The organism is Mesorhizobium sp. M0227, assembly GCF_040321855.1.
In the GTDB taxonomy this organism is placed as follows: domain Bacteria; phylum Pseudomonadota; class Alphaproteobacteria; order Rhizobiales; family Rhizobiaceae; genus Mesorhizobium.
This window is the reverse complement of sequence record NZ_JAMYSJ010000001.1, coordinates 339,704-360,998: the sequence shown is the minus strand read 5'-3', so window position 1 is coordinate 360,998 and position 21,295 is coordinate 339,704. Positions and strand designations below refer to the sequence as shown.

The following is a 21,295-nucleotide window of genomic DNA, read 5'->3' as shown; positions in this document are numbered from 1 at the left end:
AGGCTTAGTTCTCCGGTTGTCCGACGAGGGCAGCATTAAGGCCGACCTCGGGTGTCTGGTCCGAGAAGATCGAGGCAAACCAGCCCGGATTGGAGACCAGCGACGGCTTGAAGGCGTTGCAGCCGGCCTTCATCTCCGCCCATGTGCCTTCGTCGCACAGCTTGATCGTCTCATTGGTGACGAGCGGCAGCGGCAGGATGGTGGTCTTCGGCACGTCCTTGCCTTCGATCGCCTCGACGGCAAGCTTCAGCGCCAGCGCACCCGAATAAGGCGGCGAGGCGTAGGAAATGCGTTGTGCGCCGGCCGGCGCGTAAGGGGCGGCCGCACCTTCGACTTCGGTGCCCTCCGGCAGCATCTGGATGCGGCCGCCATTGGAACCTTCGCCGGCGCAAGGCAGGAGTTCGCTTGTCTTCTTGCCGGCCTCGAGCTGCATCGAGTTGGCGGTGAAGCAGCCGACCTGCATCCACAGCCCGTTGATGTCGTCCCAATTGCGGGTGGCCAGGATTTTCGAAAGTTCGGTGCGGGCGACCGCCTGGCTCCACATGCCGACAGCCTCGCCGACGATCTTGATATCAGGATATTTGGCGAAGACTTCCTTGGCGGCTTTTGTCCGCTGATCGTCGACGGATGTTCCCGGGACACCCGTGATGGCGATGATGTTGCCCTTGCCGTTGAGCTTCTTGACCAGCCATTCGGCGGTCACCCTGCCGGCTTCCAGCTGGTCGATGTGGACGTTGTAGGCACAAGGCTCGGTGATCTCGGCGTCGTAGGCAAAGACCTTCACGCCCTTGTCGCAGGCATTCTTGACGACCTGGTTGAGCGCGGTCGGCGAGATCGGATATACGACGATGGCCTCGGCGCCGCTTTGCACCATTGCGTTGATCTGCTGAATCTGGCGTTGCGCGTTGGGGCCAGCGACCTGGACCTGCAGGTCGACCTTGTCGGCCAGGCTCTTGTGAGCGGCCATGGCCTTGACCATGTTGGCCGCCTCCGCTTGCCAATCATTGCCTATGTAGCTCATGCTGAGAAAGATCTTGTGCTTCTCGGCTGCCTGCGCGGCGGACAGGCCGAAGGCGCATGCAGCCATCCCAGCCAGCAGCGCGAGCCGCCGGACTTTCGATCCGATACCCATGTGAAACTCCTCCCAAACAGAACGACCGAATGCCTCCCAAGGGCACAAAACGTAACCTTTGCCATTCGATGCCAGCGACCGTAACATGATTTGATCAAATATCAATGATGAAATCGTTTATATCAAAACGGCTATGTCAGCCGCTTGACGTGGCACCACGAACCTTGCATTCCGACACAAGCAATAGTGTCGCCCTTGGGCGGGAAGGTTGACCGGAGATGGCTGGATCGGCGTTCAGGAAGCCTGGTGTCGAGATCATTCCACTGTCCAAGGAAACTCTGCAGGACCGGGTCTATAATCAGGTCACCGAACTGATCCTCGACGGCAGCATCGTACCGGGCGAGATGGTCACGGTTCAGAGCCTCGCCGACGCCTTTGGCGTCAGCCCGATGCCGGTCAGGGAAGCGCTGCGGCGCCTGACGGCAGCCAACGCGCTGACCGTGGTATCCGGGCGCTCCATTGGTATTCCGGCGCTCAGCCGCGAGCGGCTCACCGATTTGCGCAATGTACGTTTTGAGATAGAGGCCATCGCCGCCGGCTGGGCCTCACAGAACCGGAGTGATGCGGATCTTGCGATTTTCGCGCGCGATCTGGACTCGCTGGAACGCGCGAATGGCGCGGACGACGTAAAGGCCTATCTGAGGGCGAATTACACCTTCCACTTCGCAATCTACCGAGCAGCAGGATCCGAAACCCTGCTCAAGATCATCAAGGACCTATGGCTGCAGATCAGCCCCTATTTCAATATGCTGCATGGGTCCTACTCGACCGCGAACACATACCATCAACAGATGTTTGCGGCCCTGCGCGACCGGGACGAGCAGGCAGTTCAGGCGGCGGTTCGCGGCGATATCGATGCGGCTTTCGACATGCTGGTCGACCTTTTGAAGTAGCGCCCGGCCCCACCTCCAACCCCCAACAGATGCCTCCTATTTCTAGGGATGGCAGAGCAGCGCCCATGCGCACTCAGCGGGCAAGCGCGGGCTTCTTCTGGTGATCTAGAAATCGTATCCAGAGCGCGCCATCCATGGTTCTCGTGCTGGAGCTTGCCGTCGGCAGCCGATGACGCGGCGCACGCATCGCATGGTCATTATCAGATTGCCAAAATCTGGTAGCGTGATTATACCAGTTGATCAGTTGACGACGGGCGATGCCGTCGGCGAAGAACAGGAGTGGTGACCAGATGACAACGATTGCGCTGTTCGGGGCTGGCGGAAAAATGGGCTACCGCCTGTCGACCAACTTTCGCGGGTCGCCCTACACGATACGCCATGTCGAGGTCAGCGATGCCGGCCGCGAACGGCTGAAGACCGGACTGGGTTTCGATACGGTCAGTGCCGACGAGGCGCTCAAGGACGCCGATGTGGTGATCCTGGCCGTTCCCGACACGCATATCGGCAAGGTAGCGGCCAGCATCGAGAGCAAGCTGGTATCAGGCACGATGGTGGTGGTGCTAGACGCGGCAGCACCCTTCGCCGGCCATCTGCCGAAGCGGCCGGACCTCACCTATTTCGTCACCCACCCCTGCCATCCGCCGATCTTCAATGACGAGACGGACATGGCCGCGAAGAAGGACTATTTCGGCGGCGTGAAGGCCAAGCAGCATATGGTCAGCGCCCTGATGCAGGGGCCGGAAGAGGACTACGCCAAGGGCGAGGCGATCGCGAAGATCATATGGGCGCCGGTGATGCGTTCGCACCGCGTCAGCGTCGAACAGATGGCGCTGCTCGAGCCTGGCCTTTCGGAGACGGTGTGCGCCTCGTTGTTGGTGGTGATGAAGGAAGCCGTCGACGAAGTCGTGGCGCGCGGTGTCGACAAGCAGGCGGCGCTCGACTTCCTGCTCGGCCATATGAACGTGCTCGGCGCCGTCATCTTCGGCGAGACCAAGGGCGTTTTCTCGGACGCCTGCAACAAGGCGATCGAGTTCGGCAAGCCGGTGCTGATGCGTGACGACTGGAAGCGGGTGTTCGAACCGGAAGAGATCGCCGCCAGCATTCAGCGGATCACCTGAGAGAAGACAGGTGCTTGACGCAGCACCTCGAGGGCCCGGCCTGTCATTGCCGACCCTCGGTTTTGGTAGCTCATCAGGTACATGTCACCTGAATTAGTGGTTGACTCATCATACCAGTTGGCTTAGCTGTTCATGGCTCGGATCGACAGGGTTTCGCAGGGAGTTCGAAGCCTGGCGAGTGGAGGATGGCTGGGGAGCAACGATCCGCCTGGGGTAAGCCGGCAACGGTTTTTTGACCCAAGCGATCCGCGGCCCGCGCTGCCTGACGAGTTCGGATGCAGACGAAGCCATTGGCCGATCAAGGCAATTTTCAAACGGGAGGACTTCATGAAACTCACACGCAGAATGACGCTTGCGGCTTTCGCCGGCATGCTGGCGCTTGGCACGGCCGTGCCCGCCTACGCGGCGGATCTCATCGCCATCATCACGCCCTCGCACGACAATCCGTTCTTCAAGGCGGAAGCCGTCGGCGCCGAAGCCAAGGCCAAGGAACTCGGCTATGAGGCGCTGGTGCTGGTCCATGACGACGACGCCAACAAGCAGTCCGAGTTGATCGACACCGCAATCGGCCGCGGCGCCAAGGCGATCATCCTCGACAATGCCGGCGCCGACGCCACCGTCGCCGCCGTGCAAAAGGCCAAGGACGCAGGGATTCCGTCCTTCCTGATCGACCGCGAGATCAACGCCACCGGCGTCGCCGTGGCGCAGATCGTCTCCAACAACTACCAGGGTGCCCAGCTCGGCGCGCAGGAGTTCGTCAAACTGATGGGCGAGAAGGGCAATTTCGTCGAACTGGTCGGCAAGGAATCCGACACCAATGCCGGCATTCGTTCCAAGGGTTATCACGACGTCATCGATGACTATCCGGACCTGAAGATGGTTGCCCAGCAGTCGGCCAACTGGAGCCAGACGGAAGCCTATTCCAAGATGGAATCGATCCTGCAGGCCAACCCCGACATCAAGGGCGTGATCTCCGGCAACGACACGATGGCGATGGGCGCCTATGCGGCACTTGCCGCGGCGAACCGCAAGGACGTCATCGTCGTCGGCTTCGACGGATCGAACGACGTGCGCGACTCCATCACCGCCGGCGGTGTCAAGGCAACCGTGCTGCAGCCGGCCTTCGCGCAGGCGCAGATGGCGGTCGAGCAGGCCAACGACTTCATCAAGAACAAGAAGTCGCCGGCCAAGGAAAAGCAGTTGATGGACTGCGTTCTGATCAATGGCGACAATGCCGCCAAGCTGGAGACCTTCGCGCTGACGAACTGAGTCAGCGTGATTTCAATAGCGAGGGGCGAACATCGGTTTTCGCCCCTTGCCGCCATTTTCCGTGGGCCGCCCACGATGCTGAACGACAGGCCGCCATGCTGAACACCAAGCCGAACTGGCCGATCCTTACCGTGATGGTCGGCATCAGCCTGACCGCCTGCAAGATCCTGCCTACGAAATCGGAAGCCGGAGACAACGCTCCCGCCTTCAATCCAGACAAGATGGTCGAAGAGACATGGGCGGCAAAGGTCGTGCCCTATCTCCAGCAGAAAGCCGGACCGTTTGCGCAGGTTCACACCCTGGCGACAACCGATCCATCGGCTGCCGGCGCCAAATACGGCAATCCGAACAAGCAGGCGAATTCGCCTTGGACTTTCGCGGTTCGCCTGGAAGGCAAGATCGTCGCGGCCAACACGCAGTCGCGGGCGGCAACCGTCGACGTCGATGTCGACGGCGACGGCAAGGCCGATGCACGGGTGCAGATCGGACCGGCGGTGCGCGGCACCGCGCTGCGCGACAGCCTGGACTTCATCCAGTTCAACGACTTCACCAACCAGATCGACTTCGCCCAGTTCGGCAAGGCGTTCAACAGCTACACCGACAAGACGGTGCTGTCCAAGCTGCCGCGCGAGGCGCTGGAAGGCCGCAGTGCCAAAGTGCTGGGCGCCTATACGCTGGGGAGCGGCCAGGACCTGCCGCTGGTGACGCCGGCGGAGGCAGAGATCGGGCCGAAGCCATGAGCGCGACAGCAGAGCGCGAAATCATCCTGAAGCTGGAGGACGTCTCCAAGGTCTATTCTGGCACCGTTGCGGTCAAGCGCGCCAATTTCGAGGTGCGCAAGGGCGCGGTCAACGTGCTGGTCGGTGAAAACGGCGCCGGCAAGTCGACGCTGATGAAGATCATCGCCGGTGTGGAACGGCCGACCGCCGGCCGCATCCTGCTGGAAGGCGAAGAGGTTTCCTTCTCGTCATCCGGTGATGCGGTGAACCGTGGCATCGGCATGGTGTTCCAGGAGTTGAACCTGTTCGGCAACATGAGCGTCGCCGAGAATATTTTCGCCACCCGGGAGATCACCAACCGCTTCGGCAAGATCGACCGCAAGGAACAGGAGCGCCGTGCGGCTGAATTTCTGGAACGCCTGCAAGCCGGCATACGGCCCGACATGCTGGTCGAGGATTTGCGCATCGGCCAGCAGCAGTTGGTCGAGATCGCCAAGGCGGTTTCGCTCGATGCGCGAATCCTGATCATGGACGAGCCGACCTCGGCGCTGAGCGCTGCGGAGGTCGAGATCCTGTTCAAGGTGATCGCCGACCTCAAGGCGCGCGGCGTGGCCATCGTCTACATCTCGCACCGGCTGGAAGAGCTGATCCGCATCGGCGACTACATCACCGTGCTGCGCGACGGCCGCATCACCGGCCAGGAGGAGATGAAGAACGTCGACACGCAATGGATCGTTCGCCAGATGATCGGTTCCGACGCCAAGGATTTCGCCAAGGCTGACGGCCATCTTCCGGGCGAGGAGATCTTTCGAGCCGAGGACATCTGCCTGCCGCGCGCTATCGGCGGGCTTGCCGTCGACCATGTCTCGCTGTCGCTGCGCGCCGGCGAGATCCTCGGCATCTACGGCCTGATGGGCGCCGGTCGCAGCGAATTGTTCGACTGCATCATGGGCCGCCACGGCCATTCGACAGGCGCGATCTTCATTGGCGGTAAAAAGGTCAAGGAGCGCGACACGACGCGGCGCATCCGGCGTGGCCTGGCATTGATCCCCGAGGATCGCCAGCGCGAAGGGCTGGTGTCGATCCTCTCGGTCGCCAGCAATCTGACGCTAGCCAGCCTGTCGCGATTTGCCCGCCTGTTCCATATCCGTGGCGCCGACGAAAGGCAGGCGGTGACGCAGATGGTGCGGGAACTGGCGATCAAGGTCGCCGACCCGGCGCAGGAAGTGTCTTCGCTGTCGGGCGGCAACCAGCAGAAGGTGGTGATCGGCAAGGCGCTGCTCACCGAACCCAAGGTGCTGCTAATGGACGAACCCAGCCGAGGCATCGATGTCGGCGCCAAGGCAGACGTCTTCCGCACCATGCGCAAACTGTCCCGCGACGGATTGGGGATTTTGTTCGCCACCTCCGACCTCGATGAGGTGATGGCGCTGTCCGACCGCATCGCGGTGATGAGCAACGGAAAACTGACCGGCATGTTCGACCGTGCCGAGGCGACGGAGGCGGCACTCGTCGCTGCTTCGGCGCTTGGCCACGGACCGGTCCCACACACGGAGAGCACCGCCCATGACTGACATCCCAGCCAAGGCGGCCGCTCATTCCGCTTCCAGCGGCTCCGTGCTGTTGACGCTGATGAAGCTCAGGACCTTCATCGCGCTTATCGCCGTGCTGATCTTCTTCTCGATCGCGGCGCCGAATTTCCTGTCGACCGCCAATCTGATCCTGATGTCGAAGCACGTGGCGCTGAACGCGTTCCTGGCGATGGGCATGACCTTCGTCATCATCACCGGCGGCATCGACCTTTCGGTCGGCTCGATCGTCGGCCTGTGCGGCATGGTGGCCGGCTATCTCGTGCTCAATGGCATCGACCTGCAGATCGGCTACACCATCTATTTCAACGTCTTCGAGATCGCGCTGATCACGCTTGCCGTCGGCATATTGATCGGCGCCGTCAACGGCTTGCTGATCACCCGGCTGAACGTCGCGCCGTTCATCGCCACGCTTGGCGTGCTCTATGTCGCGCGCGGCCTGGCGCTGCTGTCGTCGGATGGCCGCACCTTTCCCAACCTCGTCGGCAAGCCGGAGCTTGGCACCACCGGTTTCGGTTTCCTCGGTGCAGGCCGGCTGCTTGGCCTGCCGGTGGCGATCTGGATCCTGATCGTCGTTGCACTGGGAGCCGCCTATCTCGCCAAATACACACCGCTCGGCCGCCATATCTTCGCCGTCGGCGGCAATGAACGGGCGTCGCGGATTTCGGGCGTCCGTGTCAACATGGTGAAGATGTTCGTCTATATGTTCTCCGGTTTCTGCGCGGCGATCGTCGGCCTGATCATCTCGTCCGAGCTGATGGCCTCGCATCCGGCAACAGGCGAAAGTTTCGAGCTCAACGCCATTGCGGCGGCGGTGCTCGGCGGTACCTCGATGTCGGGCGGGCGCGGCACGATCGGCGGCACCATCGTCGGCGCCTTCGTCATCGGCATTCTTTCGGACGGGTTGGTGATGATGGGTGTGAGTTCGTTCTGGCAAATGGTGATCAAGGGTCTCGTCATCATCGTCGCCGTTGTCGTCGACCAGGCACAACGCCGGCTTCAACAGCGCGTCACCTTGATGCAGATGGCGAAGGCGGGTTGAGCATGGCGGAGTTGCGTGGAGCGCTGATCGGCTGCGGCTTCTTTGCCGTCAACCAGATGCACGCCTGGCGCGGCATTGCGGGCGCTTCGATCGTTGCTATCTGCGACCGTGACCCGGAACGGCTCAAGATCGTCGGCGACCAGTTCGGCATAGCGAAGCGCTATACCGATGCGGCGGAACTTTTTGCCGGCGAAAGCCTGGACTTCGTCGACATCGCCACCACCGCGCCCAGCCATCGTCCGCTTGTCGAAATGGCGGCCGCTCATCGCGTTCCGGTGATCTGCCAAAAGCCGTTCGCGCCGACGCTCGCCGACGCCAAGGCAATGGTCGGGGCATGCGCGGAAGCCGGCGTGCCGCTGATGGTGCATGAGAATTTTCGCTGGCAGTCGCCGATCCAGGCGGTGCGCGCCGTGCTCGACAGCGGCGAGATCGGCACGTCTTTCTTCGGGCGCATCTCCTTCCGCTCCGGCTATGACGTGTTTTCCGGCCAGCCCTATCTAGCGACGGGAAAGCGCTTCATCATCGAGGACCTCGGCATCCATATCCTCGATATCGCCCGCTTCCTGCTCGGCGACGTCTCGACCATCACGTCGCGAACCGCCCGCGTCAATCCTAGGATCGCGGGCGAGGATGTGGCGACGATGCTTCTGGACCACAAGAGCGGCGCGACCTCCGTGGTCGACTGCAGCTATGCGACGAAGCTTGCCACCGAGCCGTTTCCCGAGACGCTGATCGAGATCGACGGCAGCGACGGAACGATCCGGCTGGCGCAGGGATACCGGCTCACCGTCACCGGCAAGAACGGCACGGTCGTCACCGACGTCTCGCCGCCGCTGCTGCCATGGGCGTCGCGGCCCTGGCATAACATTCAGGAAAGCGTCGTCGCCATCCAGCAGCATTGGGTAGACTGCCTGGCGAAGGGAATCGAACCGGCGACCTCGGGCGCCGACAATCTCAAGACGTTCGCACTGGTCGAGGCGGCTTACACCGGTGCCGCGAGCCGGCAACCGGTGCAGCTCGACGCCTTGCTTAAATGACCGCCGACGCATTCCTGCTCTACGGAACGCATGCCGTCGAGGCCGAACCAATCAGGCTACGCGCAGGCGCGCTCAGCGCCGACTTCGTCAACGGCAATCTGCGCACCATCCGGCATGGCGGCACCGAGGTGCTGCGCGCCATCGCCTATATCGTGCGTGACCGCGACTGGGGCACCTATGAGCCAAATTTGACGGACCTGATCATCAACCAGGCGGCCGACGCTTTTTCGGTCAGCTATTCGGCAAGCTGCCTGGCCCCCGATGGAAGCCGGCTCGGCTTCCGCGCCACCATCAAAGGCTCTGCCGATAGCCATCTGGCCTTCGAGGTCAGCGCCCTTCCCGAAAGCGATTTCGAAACCAACCGCTGCGGCTTCTGCATCCTGCATCCTATCGCCGACCTCGCCGGCAGCCCGGTCAAGGTCGAGCATACGGACGGCAGCGTGGAGGCGACAAAGCTTCCCGAACTGATAGACCCCTGGCAGCCTTTCAAGGATATCCGCGCCATCACCCATCAGGTTCGGCCTGGCGTCACCGCCGAATGCCGGATGGAAGGCGATACTTTCGAAATGGAGGACCAGCGCAACTGGTCTGACGCATCCTACAAGACCTATGTGCGGCCGCTGGCGCTGCCATGGCCGTATGTGCTGCCTGCCGGCCAAACCCTGCGCCAGACGATCAGCCTGCGCATCGCAGGTGAAGGCAAAGCACCGGCTGCCACCGTGACCAGCGAACCGGTCCGCGTTGGACTCGGCGAGGTCGGGCCAAGGCTGCCCGATGTCGGCGTGGTCATCTATCCCGAGGATGTCGAGACGGCGCTGGCGAACCTCTCCACGCTGGCGGCACTCGGCCCACAACAGCTGCTGTTTCACTACGATCCGACGCGTGGCCACGGGCTCGACGCCTTGCGCGCTTTCGCCCGACTGGCAACTGCCTACGCAGCCGAAACGACCCTCGAATGCGTTGTTGCCTGCGCTGGCGATCTTGACGCCGAGCTGTCAGGCGTCGCCGACCTGGTGCGCCGGGCCGGACTGAAACTCTCGGTCATTGCCGTGTCGCCTTCGGTCGACCGGCAGTCGACGCCTCCGGGCAGCGCGTGGCCGGACTGCCCGACGCTCGAAGACGTCTTTGCGGCTGCGCGGCGCGCCTTTCCCGATATCCGCCTCGGTGGCGGTATGTTCAGCTATTTCACGGAACTCAACCGCAAGCGCGTGCCAGCGGCCCAGCTCGATTTCGTCACCCATTGCACCTGTCCGATCGTGCACGCCGCCGACGACCTGAGCATCATGCAATCGCTGGAGGCGCTGCCTTTCATCACCCAATCGGCACGGGCGATCTTCGGGGCAAAATCCTACCGGATCGGTCCGTCGACGATTGCCATGCGGCAAAACCCCTATGGCGGCGCGACCAAGCCCAATCCCGGGGGACAGCGCATCGCCATGGCCGACCGAGACCCGCGCCATGCCGGCCTGTTCGCAGCAGCATGGACGATCGGCTATGCAGCACGCGTCGCGCCCGCCGGACTGGAACAGCTCACGCTCTCCAGCTTCACCGGACCGTTCGGCGTGTTGGCGTCATCCGGAGAACCCATTGCGGCAGGATCGCCCCGGCCACTCTTCGGGGCTATCAAGGGGCTTTGCGAACTGGCCGGCCTTACGCAGGTGGCGGCAAGGACGAGCGATGAAACCAAGGTGCTGGCGTTGGCCGGACGCTCGGCCTCGGACGAGACGGTCGTGTGGCTGGCAAACCTGACGGCGGACGACGTGCCGGTCGACATTTCAGCTTTTGGCCGCGGCCATCTCGTGATGACGCCTTACGCGATCACCCGGCTCGGCTGAAGCTACTTTTCGGAGTTCATCACATAGAGCGCGCGCGAGCGTTCGAGATGCTTGATCATCGCCTTCTCGGCGCCATCCGCATCCTTTTTCTCGATGCGGCCGATGATCTCTTCGTGCTCGGTTAGCGTGAACTTTTCCTTGCCGGTCCAGATCAGCATTTCGGTGTGGTATTCCTTCAGCCAGCCGAGCATCGCCTCACTAACGGCGACATAGATCGGATTGCCTGAGATCGCGGCGATCTGGGTATGGAATTTCATGTCGGCGGAGATGAAGGCTTCGGAATCGCCACGGAAGCCGCGCTGTTCGGCAACGGTGGCCCTGAGGCGCTGCACATCCTCGGCGGTGGTCTTTTCGGCGGCTTCCCTGACCATGCCGCGCTCGAAGAAGATGCGCGCGGTCTTCAGGTGCTCAAGCGTGTCCTTCGATGACGACAGGATGATCTTGGCGGCGCCATCGACCTGCTTGATGATCGACTTTGCCGTGAGCTGCAGCACCTTGGCGCGCTCGCCATGCGAGATCGCGACCAGGCCCATATTGCTCAGCGCCTGCATCGCCTCGCGAATCGCCGGCCTGCCGACCTCGAAGCGCTCCATCAGTTCGCGCTCCGACGGCATGTCGTCACCCGGCATCAATTCGCCGCTGGTGATCAGGCGCTTCAGCCGCAAGAAGACCTCGTCGGAAAGCTTGCGCCGGACAATCGGTTCCGAACGGTTCATCGTCGCGAATCACTCCCTTGAGCCGGCCCTATCTAACACTGCCGCCACATTTCCCGGAAATTGCCGCCTGTCGATCTGCCTAAAACTTCTAGCCGGATATGCCTTGCAATACTTATGTACTCATTATACCAGATTTAGAACACCGGTGAACCTTTTTCGAACGCCTCGGCTTAAGACAGCAGACCATGATCACCCTCACCTATCGCATCGAAACGCCTGGAAGCATCGAAGCGCTGGCCGCCAAGATCGCCAGCGACCAGTCGACCGGCACCTTCGTCGCGCTGCCCGGCGAGACCGAAGAGCTGAAGGCCCGGGTGGCGGCGCGCGTGCTGGCGATCCGGCCTCTGCCCGATGCCGAGCGGCCGTCACTTCCCGATGACGGCAGCGGGCCGTTCAAACGCGCCGATGTCGACATCGCCTTTCCGTTCGATGCCATCGGCACCGACCTTTCGGCGCTGATGACCATCGCCATCGGCGGCACCTATTCGATCAAGGGTCTCACCGGGATCCGCGTCGTCGACATGAAGCTGCCGGAGGATTTTCGCGGCGCGCATCCCGGCCCACAGTTCGGTGTCGCCGGCAGCCGCCGACTGACCGGTGTGACGGACCGCCCGATCATCGGCACCATCGTCAAGCCGGCGCTCGGGCTGCGGCCGCACGAGACGGCGGCAATGGTGGCGGAACTGATCGCCGCCGGCGTCGATTTCATCAAGGATGACGAGAAGCTGATGAGCCCGGCCTATTCGCCGCTGTCGGAGCGGGTGAAGGCAATTATGCCGCTGATCCTCGACCATAAGCAGAAGACCGGCAAGAAAGTGATGTATGCCTTCGGCATTTCGCATGCCGACCCGGATGAGATGATGCGCAACCACGATCTGGTGGCGAAGGCCGGCGGCAATTGCGCTGTTGTCAACATCAATTCGATCGGGCTCAGTGGCATGGCGTTCCTGAGGAAGCGCTCCAGTCTGGTGCTGCATGCTCACCGCAACGGCTGGGACATCCTCACCCGGCACCCCGGGCTAGGTATGGGCTTCAAGGTCTGGCAGCAATTCTGGCGACTGCTCGGCGTCGACCAATTCCAGATCAACGGCATCGCCTCGAAATATTGGGAGCCGGATGACTCCTTCGTCGAGTCGTTCAAGGCGGTGACGACGCCGATCTTCTCACCTGAGGACTGCGCCTTGCCGGTCGCCGGCTCCGGCCAGTGGGGCGGGCAGGCGCCCGAGACATATGCGCGGACCGGCCGGACCGTCGATCTTCTCTATCTCTGCGGCGGTGGCATCGTCAGCCATCCGGACGGGCCGGGCGCCGGCGTGCGTGCCGTGCAGCAAGCCTGGCAGGCGGCGGTCGACGGCATTCCGCTTGCCGACTTCGCCCTGAACCACCCTGAACTGGCGCGGTCGATCGAAAAATTCGGCGACGGCAAGGCAGCCTGAAGCCATGCAGAACCTGCTTCTCAGCTATTATGGCGACGACCTGACCGGCTCGACCGATGTCATGGAGGCGCTTGAGCTCGGCGGCGTGCCGACCGTGCTGTTCATGCGCCAGCCGGACGATGCCTTGCTTTCGCGATTTGCCCATTGCCGGGCGATCGGCCTCGCCGGCACCAGCCGCAGCGAGACGCCGCAGTGGATGGACATGCATCTGCGCGATGCCTTTGCCTGGCTGAAGACACTCAACGCCGCGATCTGCCACTACAAGGTTTGCTCGACCTTCGATTCCAGCCCAACGGTCGGCAGCATCGGCCGGGCCATCGAGGTCGGCCGCTCGGTGTTCGCGCAGGATAGTGTGCCGCTGCTGGTCGGCGCGCCGCAGCTCAAGCGCTACACCGCCTTCGGCCATCTATTCGCCGCCTATCGCGACCAATATTTCCGCATCGATCGCCACCCTGTGATGAGCCGCCATCCGACGACGCCGATGGATGAGGCCGATCTCCTGATCCATCTGTCGCGGCAGACGGCGCTGAGCTCCGGGCTGATCGACCTTGCAACGCTGCAGTCCGCGTCGCGATCGGCCGCGTTCGATCGCCTGACCGGAAACGGCACCCCCATCGTGCTTCTCGATGTCGACAATCTGGAAACGCAGGCTCTGGCCGGCAAGGAGATCTGGCGCGTTCGCAAGCCAGGCGGTTCTTTTGTCGTCGGCTCGTCCGGGGTCGAGTATGCATTGCTGGCCGAATGGGCGTCGAATGACATTGTCGGCGCTGGACAAGGTTTTACGCCGCCGGGCGCAGCCGAGCGGATAGCCGTCGTGTCGGGCAGTTGTTCGCCGACCACCGAGCGGCAGATCCGGCATGCCCTGACCGACGGTTTCGACGGCATCGAGGTCGATCCCGTCGAGCTGGTTTCGGAGTCTTCGCAGCAGGCGATCGCGCGCGCAACGGCAAGCGGCCGTGCCAGTCTGCAAGCCGGGCGCAGCGTCATCCTCTACACCGCGCTTGGCCCCGATGCCGACAGGGGCGCCGAAATCGACCGGCAGGAAGGCGCCCGCCACAGGCTTGGCCGCGGCCTTGGAGAAATCCTTCGCAGCCTGACGATCGAACAGAATTTGCGGCGCGTGGTCATTGCCGGCGGCGACACGTCGAGCCACGCACTCGGCGAGATGGGTGTCGATGCCCTGACAATTCGCATGCCGCTGCCCGCTTCGCCTGGCTCGCCGCTCTGCGTTGCCCACTCGCGCGTCAAGGCGATCGACGGCTTGGAGGTCGCGCTCAAGGGCGGCCAGGTCGGAACCGATCGCTATTTCTCAGCCATCCGCGACGGCCTCGGCACTTGAACCAGCCGACACCTGGATTTCAGGAGCCGCTGTGCGAGAGCACTTCAACACGCGAAATGCGCCTTGCCGGGTGGAAATCCCGGTAACACCCGGTACTATCTGCGAAAATGCCGAAATCGGGAGGACGTCGGGTGCAGACCAAGAAGATCATCAACGATGGCAACCGCGCCGTTGACGAGATGCTGGAAGGCATCCTGGCAGCGCATCCCCGCCATCTCAAAAGCGTGGACGGCAGTCCACGCTCCATCATCGCCCGCGACGGACCGCGCCAGGGCAAGGTGGGCCTCGTGATTGGCGGCGGTTCGGGCCACGAGCCGAGCTTTCTCGGCTTTGTCGGCAAGGGATTGGCTGACGCTGCGGCCATCGGCAATGTCTTTGCCTCGCCGCCGCCGGACCCGATCCTCGAATGCGCCAAGGCAGTCAGCGGCGGCGCCGGCGTGCTCTTCATGTACGGCAATTATGCCGGCGACGTGATGAATTTCGACATGGCGGCCGAGATGGCCGCCATGGACGACATCGAGGTGCGCACGGTGCTGAGCACCGACGACGTCGCCTCGGCACCGCGCGACCAGCGGCACAAGAGGCGCGGCGTCGCCGGCAATTTCTTCATCTTCAAGGCGGCCGGCGCCGCCTGCGACCGGATGTTGTCCTTCGACGAATGCGAGCGCGTCGCCGGCAAGGCCAACGACCATACCTTCACCATGGGCGTGGCGCTGTCGCCCTGTTCGCTGCCGCAGACCCGCCGGCCGAATTTCGAGATCGGCCCGGACGAGATGGAGATCGGCATGGGCATCCACGGCGAGCCCGGCATCGCGCCCGAAAAGTTGAAAACAGCCGACGAGATCACCGACGAGATGCTGGACAGGATTCTCGACGAGATGGCGCCGGCGCGCGGCGACAAGGTCGCGGTGCTCGTCAATTCGCTGGGCTCGACGCCGCTGATGGAACTCTACATCATGAACCGGCGCGTGAAGCAGAGGCTCGATGAGATCGGTGTGTCCATACACGCAAGCTGGGTCGGCAATTACTGCACCTCGCTCGAAATGGCCGGGGCCTCGATCACTCTGCATCGGCTGGACGGCGAGTTGCAGACGATGCTGGACCACCCCTGCGACTGCGCCATGTTTCGCGCCGGCTAAACCCACTTCTGTGGCAAGGACTAAGACATGACGACAATCGACACCGCCCGCCTTGTCGCGATGTTCGCGGCGATCGCAACCGCCATGTCGGCCGACAGGGACCGACTATGCGCGCTTGACGGAGTTATCGGCGACGCCGACCACGGCATCGCGATGGAGCTTGGATTTTCCGCGGCACGCGATGCAGTCGCCGCACTGGACACCGAGGCCACTGATCCGACCACCTTGCTGAGCACGGCGGCAAAGTCGTTCCTGAATGCGGTTGGCGCCTCCTCCGGTCCGCTCTATGCGACCGCGTTCATGCGCGCCGCGGCAGCCGTCAAGGGCAAGACGACGCTCGACGACGCGGACGTGGTCACTCTGTTCCAGGCGATGGCCAAAGGCATTCAGGATCGCGGCAAGGCCGAGCCAGGCGAAAAGACGATGATCGATGCATGGGCGCCGGCTGCGCAGGCGGCGGGCGAAGCGCTGACCTCCGGCAAGGATCTGGCGGGCAGTCTCGAAGCTGCTGCACAAGCGGCAAACGCCGGCGCGGAGGCGACCAAGTCGATGGTCGCCACCAAGGGCCGGGCATCGCGCCTCGGCGAACGCTCGCTTGGCCACATGGACCCGGGCGCCGCCTCCGCCGTGACCGTGATCGAGGCGATGCGGGTCGCCTTGACCAGTTAACTCAGCAGCAGGCCCTCGCGTCAGCGCTTGGCGTCGAGCTTGTCGATGGCCTGCACGTTTGTGGCGGAGGGGCCATTCGGATCGAACTCCGAGGCCAACCATGCGTCGGCGATCGATTTCGCCAGTTCGGGACCGATGACGCGGGCGCCCATGGTGATGATCTGGGCGTTATTGGACTTGGCGGCGCGCTCAGCGGAATAGGTGTCGTGGGTCAATGCGGCGCGAATGCCCGGGACCTTGTTGGCGGAGATGCTGACGCCGATGCCGGTGCCGCAAAACAGGATGGCCCGGTCGTAATTGCCGTCGAGAATTTCGTGGCCGACCGAGGCGGCGATATCGGCGTAGAATCCGGCCTGGCTTAGGTCGACGACCTGCAGTTCCGGCTTGGTGGCGAGATGCTTGGCGATGACGTCGAGCAACGGCTTGCCGGCGCTGTCGGCTCCGAGTGCGATCTTCATGATGATGAGCTCCTTTGCTTGGTCTTTTAGCGGTCAGCGCGCGATGGCGGCCGACGCCTTTTTCAGAATGTCGATATAGCCTTCCGCTTGCCACGCCGAGCGGCCGATGAACAGGCCATCGATATGCGGCTGGCCGATGAGTTCGGCCGCGTTGCCGGGATTGACGCTGCCGCCGTAAAGCACAGGCGGGGCAGCCGGCAGCCGGTCGGCGGCAACCTGCTTGATCAGCGCCTGCTGCCTGTCGGCATAGTCGGCGCTGGCGGGAATGCCCTTCTCGCCGATCGCCCAGACGGGCTCGTAGGCAAAGAGGATTTCAGCCTTCAGTTGATCGCCGCTCAGCTCTTGCAGCGCGCCGAGAACCTGTGCCGTCAACACCGCCTCGGCGCGGCCTGATTCACGCTCAGCCAGCGTCTCGCCGACGCAAATCAGCGGCACGAACCCGTGCCTGACAGCGGCCGCCGTTTTCAGTCCCACAGTCGCGTCCGTTTCGCCGAAATGCTCGCGACGCTCGCTATGGCCGAGTTCGATCACATCCAGCCCACAGTCTTTCAGCATCACTGGCGAGATCTCTCCCGTCCAGGCACCGGCGTCGGCCCAATGCATGTTCTGGGCGCCGACTTTCACGCGGGTGTTGGCCAGCGCCGCTTTGACCTGGCGCGCGGCGGTGAACGGCGGAATGACGAAAGGCTGTATCGCCTGATCGAAGTCAGGCACGAAGGCCGCCAACGCATCGGCGAACTGCAGCGCCTCGGCAAGCGTCTTGTTCATCTTCCAGCTCGTGCCGACCCAATATGGGGTCATTCTTTTCTCCTTCAACGCGCGTTTTTCCTGGCCACCATCGGTGCCGGCGTCTAGCCAGCATTTCACTCAAGCCCGAGGCTTGAGACTGTCGCGGCCACTGTCGATGTAAGGCGCCCAGAAATCCACCGACTCGCGGATCATCTCGATAACCTGATGGTCGACTGGTTCCCTCTCCCTGAAGGAAAGTTCAAGGCAAATTTCATTGTCGGTTCCACCGCCCTGCCTAACCGCGTCCAGCAACTTCTGCGGCACTATGCGGCCATCCTTGTTGTAGGCGGCCGTGAACGGCCAGTGCCCGCCCTTATTCATCGACGACTGCTTGATGTGGATGATCGGCGATTGCAAGGGAAACGCTTTCGCCCAGGCATAGGGATCGGTGTCGGCAGGGTTGGGCGAAGTGACGTCGCCATGGTCGATGTCGACCATCATATGCATCGGTATGGGCAGCTTCGCCGCATCGATAGCGCTTTGAAGCGTGACGCAGCTTTCGATCGTGTGGCCGAACTCGCGGCCGACCGACATCGGTTCCCAGAACAGGTATGTCAGACCCGCCGCCTTGGCGTGCTCGGCCACCTCGCGCCAGCATTCGAACGCGATGTCCAGCAGTGCCGCCCGCCGTTGCGGATCGTCAAAATCCTTGTAGGTGAAGATGGCGAACTGCGTGCCCATTCCCGATGCGCCGAGTTCGGCGGAAATGTCGGCGAAGGTCTTGAACCAGTCGACATAATAGCGCCGGACATCCGCATCCGGGTGGCCGAAATGGTTGAGCCGGCCATAGGGTCCTGTCATGCCGGAGGTGATCCTGACGCCGGTCCGCGAAAGCGCGCTGTTGAACAGGCGCAGGAATTTGGCGATCGTTGCCGCCGGCCAGCCCGGATTGACGAATTCATGCGTCAGCTGCACGTCGCGGATTCCGATGCCATAGGCAATCGCGTCAATCAGATCGTCTGGATCGGCGAAGCGATTGACCAGCGGATTGGTGTTGAGGGAAAGCGTGAAGGCCATCAGTCTGCCGTCGCCATGATGTTACCGAACCAGTCTTCGAAAAATTTGCGCTCGGCCGCATCGAGATGCAGGCCATGTTTGGTGCGGCGTTCCAGTATATCGGCTGATGTGCCGGCCCATTCGGTCTCGACCAGGAACCTTGCCTCCCGCTCATACAGGTCGGGACCGAAGCGGCGGCCGAGATCGGCTTCGCGCTGTGCGCCGGCGAGCAATTGCCTGGCACGGGTGCCGTAGCTTCGAGCGTAGTGCTTCACCAGCGACGGGCTGAGCCATGAAAACTCGGAATGCAGATCGCTCAGGAACTGCTCGAAGTCCGCATTGGGCAGGTCGCCTCCCGGCAAGGGGATTTTGGCCGTCCAGGCTTTCTTCATCATCGGAAAAAACGGCTGGATCTTTTCCAGCGCATGTTCCGACAGCTTGCGGAAGGTGGTGATCTTGCCGCCGAACACCGACAGCAGCGGCGCGTTGCCATTGGAGGCGTCGAGTTCGAAAATATAGTCGCGCGTCACCGCGCTTGGATTGTCGGCATTGTCGTCATAGAGCGGACGCACGCCTGAGAAACTATGGACCACGTCCTGTGGCGTCAACTGTCGCTTGAAATAGCGATTGACCACCTTGATCAGATAGTCGACTTCGCTTGCCTCGGCCGCCACTTCCTCGGGCCTGCCTTCGTAGGGAATGTCGGTCGTGCCGATCAGCGCCAGATCGTTCTCGTACGGGTTGACGAAGATCACCCGCTTGTCGTTGTTCTGAATGAGATAGGCCTGCCGCCCCTCCCAGAATTTGGGCACGACGATATGGCTACCCTTTACAAGCCGAACATTGCGCGTGGAATTCTGGCCGGCGACGCGGCTGACAATGTCGTTGACCCAGGGGCCTGCCGCGTTGATCAGCGCCCGCGCCCGGACCTTCGTCACCGCACCCGTGCGACCATCCTGCATGTCGATCGACCACAGTCCGTTTTCGCGGCGGGCCGCGACACAGGCGGTGCGCGTGAGCACTCTGGCACCGCGCTGCCTGGCATCCAGGGCGTTGAGCAGCACCAAGCGCGCGTCGTCGACCCAGCAGTCGGAATATGCGAAACCGCGCTTGAATTTGTCCTTGATCGGCGCCCCTTCGGGCGCTGTCCTGAGGTTCAGCGTTCGCGTCCCCGGCAGTCGTTTGCGGCCGCCAAGGTGGTCGTAGAGAAACAGCCCGAGCCGGACCAGCCATGCCGGCCTGTCTTGCGGGCTGTGCGGAAGAACGAAGCGCATCGGCCAGATGATGTGCGGCGCCGCCTCGAGTAGCACCTCGCGTTCGATCAGTGCTTCGCGAACCAGCCGGAATTCATAATATTCGAGGTAGCGCAGGCCGCCATGCACCAGCTTGCCGGAGCGCGAGCTCGTGCCTTGCGCGAGATCGTCCTTTTCGCACAGGATGACGGACAGCCCGCGACCTGCCGCATCACGCGCTATGCCGGCTCCATTGACGCCGCCGCCGATCACGAAGAGATCGACGACATCTGTTGTATTGCTCAAGATCTTGCTCCTGTGCGGTGCGCCATGCCCTTCCACACCGGCCGAAGCGCCTGACGCGCTGCAACGAAGGAAGGGAAGAGGGCATCGTAGGTATGCGAAAGCGCCTCGTCATAGGCATCGCAGTCGCCGAGAAGCGGCGTCACCCATTCGGCGGCGCAGTCTTCCATCGAGCCATAGACGCCGAGGCCGACGGCCGCCATCATCGCGGCGCCTGCCGCGCCGGCTTCCTGGCGACTGCTGGTGCGCACCTGCGCCCGGGTCGCCGCCGCGATGATGCGGCGTAGGGAGGGGCTGCGCGCGGCGCCGCCCGACAGGCGGATCTCGCTCGGCACGGCGCCCATCGCCTGGTAGCAATCGCGTGCGGCGAAGGCCAGTCCCTCGAGGACGCCGCGTGCCAGATCGCCAAAGCCGTGCTTGACCGAAAGGCCGATGAAGCCAGCGCGTGCGTCAGGATCGACGAACGGTCCTCTTTCACCGGCCAGCGATATATAGGGCTGGTAGATCAGCGAACCAGGCTCCGATGCTTCCACCCAAGCGTCGAGGGCCTTCAGCAACTCGTCATGAGAAGGCTTGCCGCCAGCCGTCGCGAGCACGTCGCGCGCAAGGCCAAGCACCCAGTCTATGTTGAGCGTCGCCGCCATGTTGGATTGCAATTGTGCAAAGGCGCCTGGAATAGGCATGGCGATCGTGTAGCCGGAGCCATCGTCGTTCAGCACGACATCGTCGGGAGTGGCGGCAAAGCGTGTGTGTATGCCGGTCGAGCCAATGACCGTGCAGCCGACATTGCCCGAGGGATCATAGAGGCCGGCTCCGAGCGCCGTCATGACCATATCGACGTAGCCGAGCACCACCGGCGTGCCTTCGAGCAGGCCAGTCTCTGCCGCCGCCGATCGCGACAGCGGATGATGGTCGGTAGTGCCTTCGAGCATGGGAGGCAGCAGGCGGCGATGCATCGTCAGATCCAGGATGTCGAGGGCTTCGTCGGAATAGGTGCGCGACCGAAAATCGCCGAAGGTGAAGGTTCCCTCGGAAGGATCCGTGGCGCGTTCACCCGTCATCTTGAAGTAGAGCCAATCCTTGCAATGCAGTGCGGTCGCCGCCCGCTCCAGCATGTCGGGATGGTTCTTTTTCATGAAGGCAAGCTGGGCGCCTTGCTGGCAGGAATTCAGCCCCGTGCCGGTCAGCTCGAACCGCCTGCGATCCCGGGGATCGGCGCGCATCTCGTCCACCAGATGTCCGGCGCGGGCATCGAGCCACAGCCAGGCGCGCGAGACAGGCAAGCCGTCGCCATCGATCAGCCAGGTTCCGTCGCCCTGCCCGGTGATGGCCACCGCTGCGGTTCGTTGCACGAGGTCGGGAACCCTGGCCGCGAGATCGCGAACGGTCCGCGCCATGTCGCGCCAGGTCTGGTCGAGGTCCTGCTCGGCGCCGCCGCCTTCCAGCGTGACGAAGCTGTTGGGCACCGACGTCATGGCGAGCTGCCGCCCGGACAGGTCGAAAGCGATCGATTTGATCACCGACGTTCCCGCGTCGATGCCGATCAGCAGGTCTTTCATGCCGCAAATTCCGGTTGGTTGCGAA

19 protein-coding genes are annotated in these 21,295 nt (G+C 62.9%); 12 read left to right on the top strand and 7 right to left on the bottom strand.

Features of this window, described 5'->3' with window-relative positions:
- Positions 1-4 precede the first annotated feature (4 nt).
- On the bottom strand, positions 5-1,132 hold the full coding sequence (locus NKJ00_RS01560; protein WP_023808891.1) for a sugar ABC transporter substrate-binding protein: 1,128 nt from the start codon (positions 1,130-1,132) through the stop codon (positions 5-7).
- A 218-nt stretch (positions 1,133-1,350) separates the two neighbouring features.
- On the opposite strand from NKJ00_RS01560, the gene NKJ00_RS01555 reads away from it, so the two are divergent.
- From NKJ00_RS01555 to apnL, 8 genes are all read left to right on the top strand, one after another.
- A complete protein-coding gene (locus NKJ00_RS01555) occupies positions 1,351-2,025 on the top strand; it encodes a GntR family transcriptional regulator (protein WP_013533053.1) in 675 nt (224 codons plus the stop codon).
- 290 nt (positions 2,026-2,315) lie between these two features.
- Positions 2,316-3,143, top strand: coding sequence for a phosphogluconate dehydrogenase C-terminal domain-containing protein (locus NKJ00_RS01550; protein ID WP_023808892.1), 828 nt, complete (start codon positions 2,316-2,318; stop codon positions 3,141-3,143).
- A 327-nt stretch (positions 3,144-3,470) separates the two neighbouring features.
- Positions 3,471-4,412 carry a D-ribose ABC transporter substrate-binding protein gene (locus tag NKJ00_RS01545; protein ID WP_352609308.1) on the top strand — a complete coding sequence of 314 codons (942 nt, stop codon included), beginning with the start codon at positions 3,471-3,473 and terminating at the stop codon, positions 4,410-4,412.
- A gap of 95 nt (positions 4,413-4,507) precedes the next feature.
- On the top strand, positions 4,508-5,152 hold the full coding sequence (locus NKJ00_RS01540) for a DUF2291 family protein (protein ID WP_352609307.1): 645 nt from the start codon (positions 4,508-4,510) through the stop codon (positions 5,150-5,152).
- On the top strand, positions 5,149-6,705 hold the full coding sequence (locus NKJ00_RS01535) for a sugar ABC transporter ATP-binding protein (RefSeq protein WP_023808895.1): 1,557 nt from the start codon (positions 5,149-5,151) through the stop codon (positions 6,703-6,705). Before NKJ00_RS01540 ends, NKJ00_RS01535 begins: the two co-directional genes overlap by 4 nt.
- Complete coding sequence (locus tag NKJ00_RS01530) at positions 6,698-7,762, top strand: ABC transporter permease (RefSeq protein WP_023808896.1); 1,065 nt, start codon at positions 6,698-6,700, stop codon at positions 7,760-7,762. Before NKJ00_RS01535 ends, NKJ00_RS01530 begins: the two co-directional genes overlap by 8 nt.
- 2 nt (positions 7,763-7,764) lie before the next feature.
- A complete protein-coding gene (locus NKJ00_RS01525) occupies positions 7,765-8,799 on the top strand; it encodes a Gfo/Idh/MocA family protein (protein ID WP_352628468.1) in 1,035 nt (344 codons plus the stop codon).
- Positions 8,796-10,634 (top strand): D-apionate lactonase, encoded by a 1,839-nt coding sequence (gene apnL, locus NKJ00_RS01520; protein WP_352628466.1) that lies wholly within the window; start codon positions 8,796-8,798, stop codon positions 10,632-10,634. Before NKJ00_RS01525 ends, apnL begins: the two co-directional genes overlap by 4 nt.
- A 2-nt stretch (positions 10,635-10,636) precedes the next feature.
- Here apnL and NKJ00_RS01515 read toward each other — a convergent pair whose 3' ends face one another.
- Positions 10,637-11,350, bottom strand: a complete 714-nt coding sequence (locus NKJ00_RS01515) for a transcriptional regulator NanR (protein WP_352440098.1) — start codon at positions 11,348-11,350, stop codon at positions 10,637-10,639.
- Between the two features lie 185 nt (positions 11,351-11,535).
- Between NKJ00_RS01515 and oiaX the strand changes: the two genes are divergently transcribed.
- From oiaX to dhaL, 4 genes are all read left to right on the top strand, one after another.
- Positions 11,536-12,786 carry a 3-oxo-isoapionate-4-phosphate decarboxylase OiaX gene (gene oiaX, locus NKJ00_RS01510; RefSeq protein WP_023808900.1) on the top strand — a complete coding sequence of 417 codons (1,251 nt, stop codon included), beginning with the start codon at positions 11,536-11,538 and terminating at the stop codon, positions 12,784-12,786.
- A 4-nt stretch (positions 12,787-12,790) separates the two neighbouring features.
- A complete protein-coding gene (locus NKJ00_RS01505; protein WP_023808901.1) occupies positions 12,791-14,125 on the top strand; it encodes a four-carbon acid sugar kinase family protein in 1,335 nt (444 codons plus the stop codon).
- A 131-nt stretch (positions 14,126-14,256) separates the two neighbouring features.
- Positions 14,257-15,264, top strand: coding sequence for a dihydroxyacetone kinase subunit DhaK (locus tag NKJ00_RS01500; protein WP_352628464.1), 1,008 nt, complete (start codon positions 14,257-14,259; stop codon positions 15,262-15,264).
- A 27-nt stretch (positions 15,265-15,291) separates the two neighbouring features.
- Entirely contained in the window at positions 15,292-15,933 is a 642-nt protein-coding gene (dhaL, locus tag NKJ00_RS01495) for a dihydroxyacetone kinase subunit DhaL (protein WP_352628462.1), read from the top strand.
- 20 nt (positions 15,934-15,953) lie between these two features.
- Here the strand turns inward: dhaL and derI are convergent, their stop codons facing one another.
- From derI to NKJ00_RS01470, 5 genes are all read right to left on the bottom strand, one after another.
- Positions 15,954-16,391: a D-erythrulose-4-phosphate isomerase gene (derI, locus tag NKJ00_RS01490; protein WP_013533067.1), complete on the bottom strand. Its 438-nt coding sequence runs from the start codon at positions 16,389-16,391 to the stop codon at positions 15,954-15,956.
- Positions 16,392-16,424: 33 nt separating this feature from the next.
- A complete protein-coding gene (locus tag NKJ00_RS01485) occupies positions 16,425-17,192 on the bottom strand; it encodes a triose-phosphate isomerase (RefSeq protein WP_023808904.1) in 768 nt (255 codons plus the stop codon).
- 66 nt (positions 17,193-17,258) lie between these two features.
- Positions 17,259-18,197: a sugar phosphate isomerase/epimerase family protein gene (locus tag NKJ00_RS01480; protein ID WP_352628461.1), complete on the bottom strand. Its 939-nt coding sequence runs from the start codon at positions 18,195-18,197 to the stop codon at positions 17,259-17,261.
- On the bottom strand, positions 18,197-19,714 hold the full coding sequence (locus NKJ00_RS01475) for a glycerol-3-phosphate dehydrogenase (protein ID WP_352628459.1): 1,518 nt from the start codon (positions 19,712-19,714) through the stop codon (positions 18,197-18,199). The genes NKJ00_RS01480 and NKJ00_RS01475 overlap by 1 nt, the downstream gene beginning before the upstream one ends.
- Positions 19,711-21,270 (bottom strand): FGGY-family carbohydrate kinase, encoded by a 1,560-nt coding sequence (locus NKJ00_RS01470; RefSeq protein WP_352628457.1) that lies wholly within the window; start codon positions 21,268-21,270, stop codon positions 19,711-19,713. The genes NKJ00_RS01475 and NKJ00_RS01470 overlap by 4 nt, the downstream gene beginning before the upstream one ends.
- Positions 21,271-21,295 lie beyond the last annotated feature (25 nt).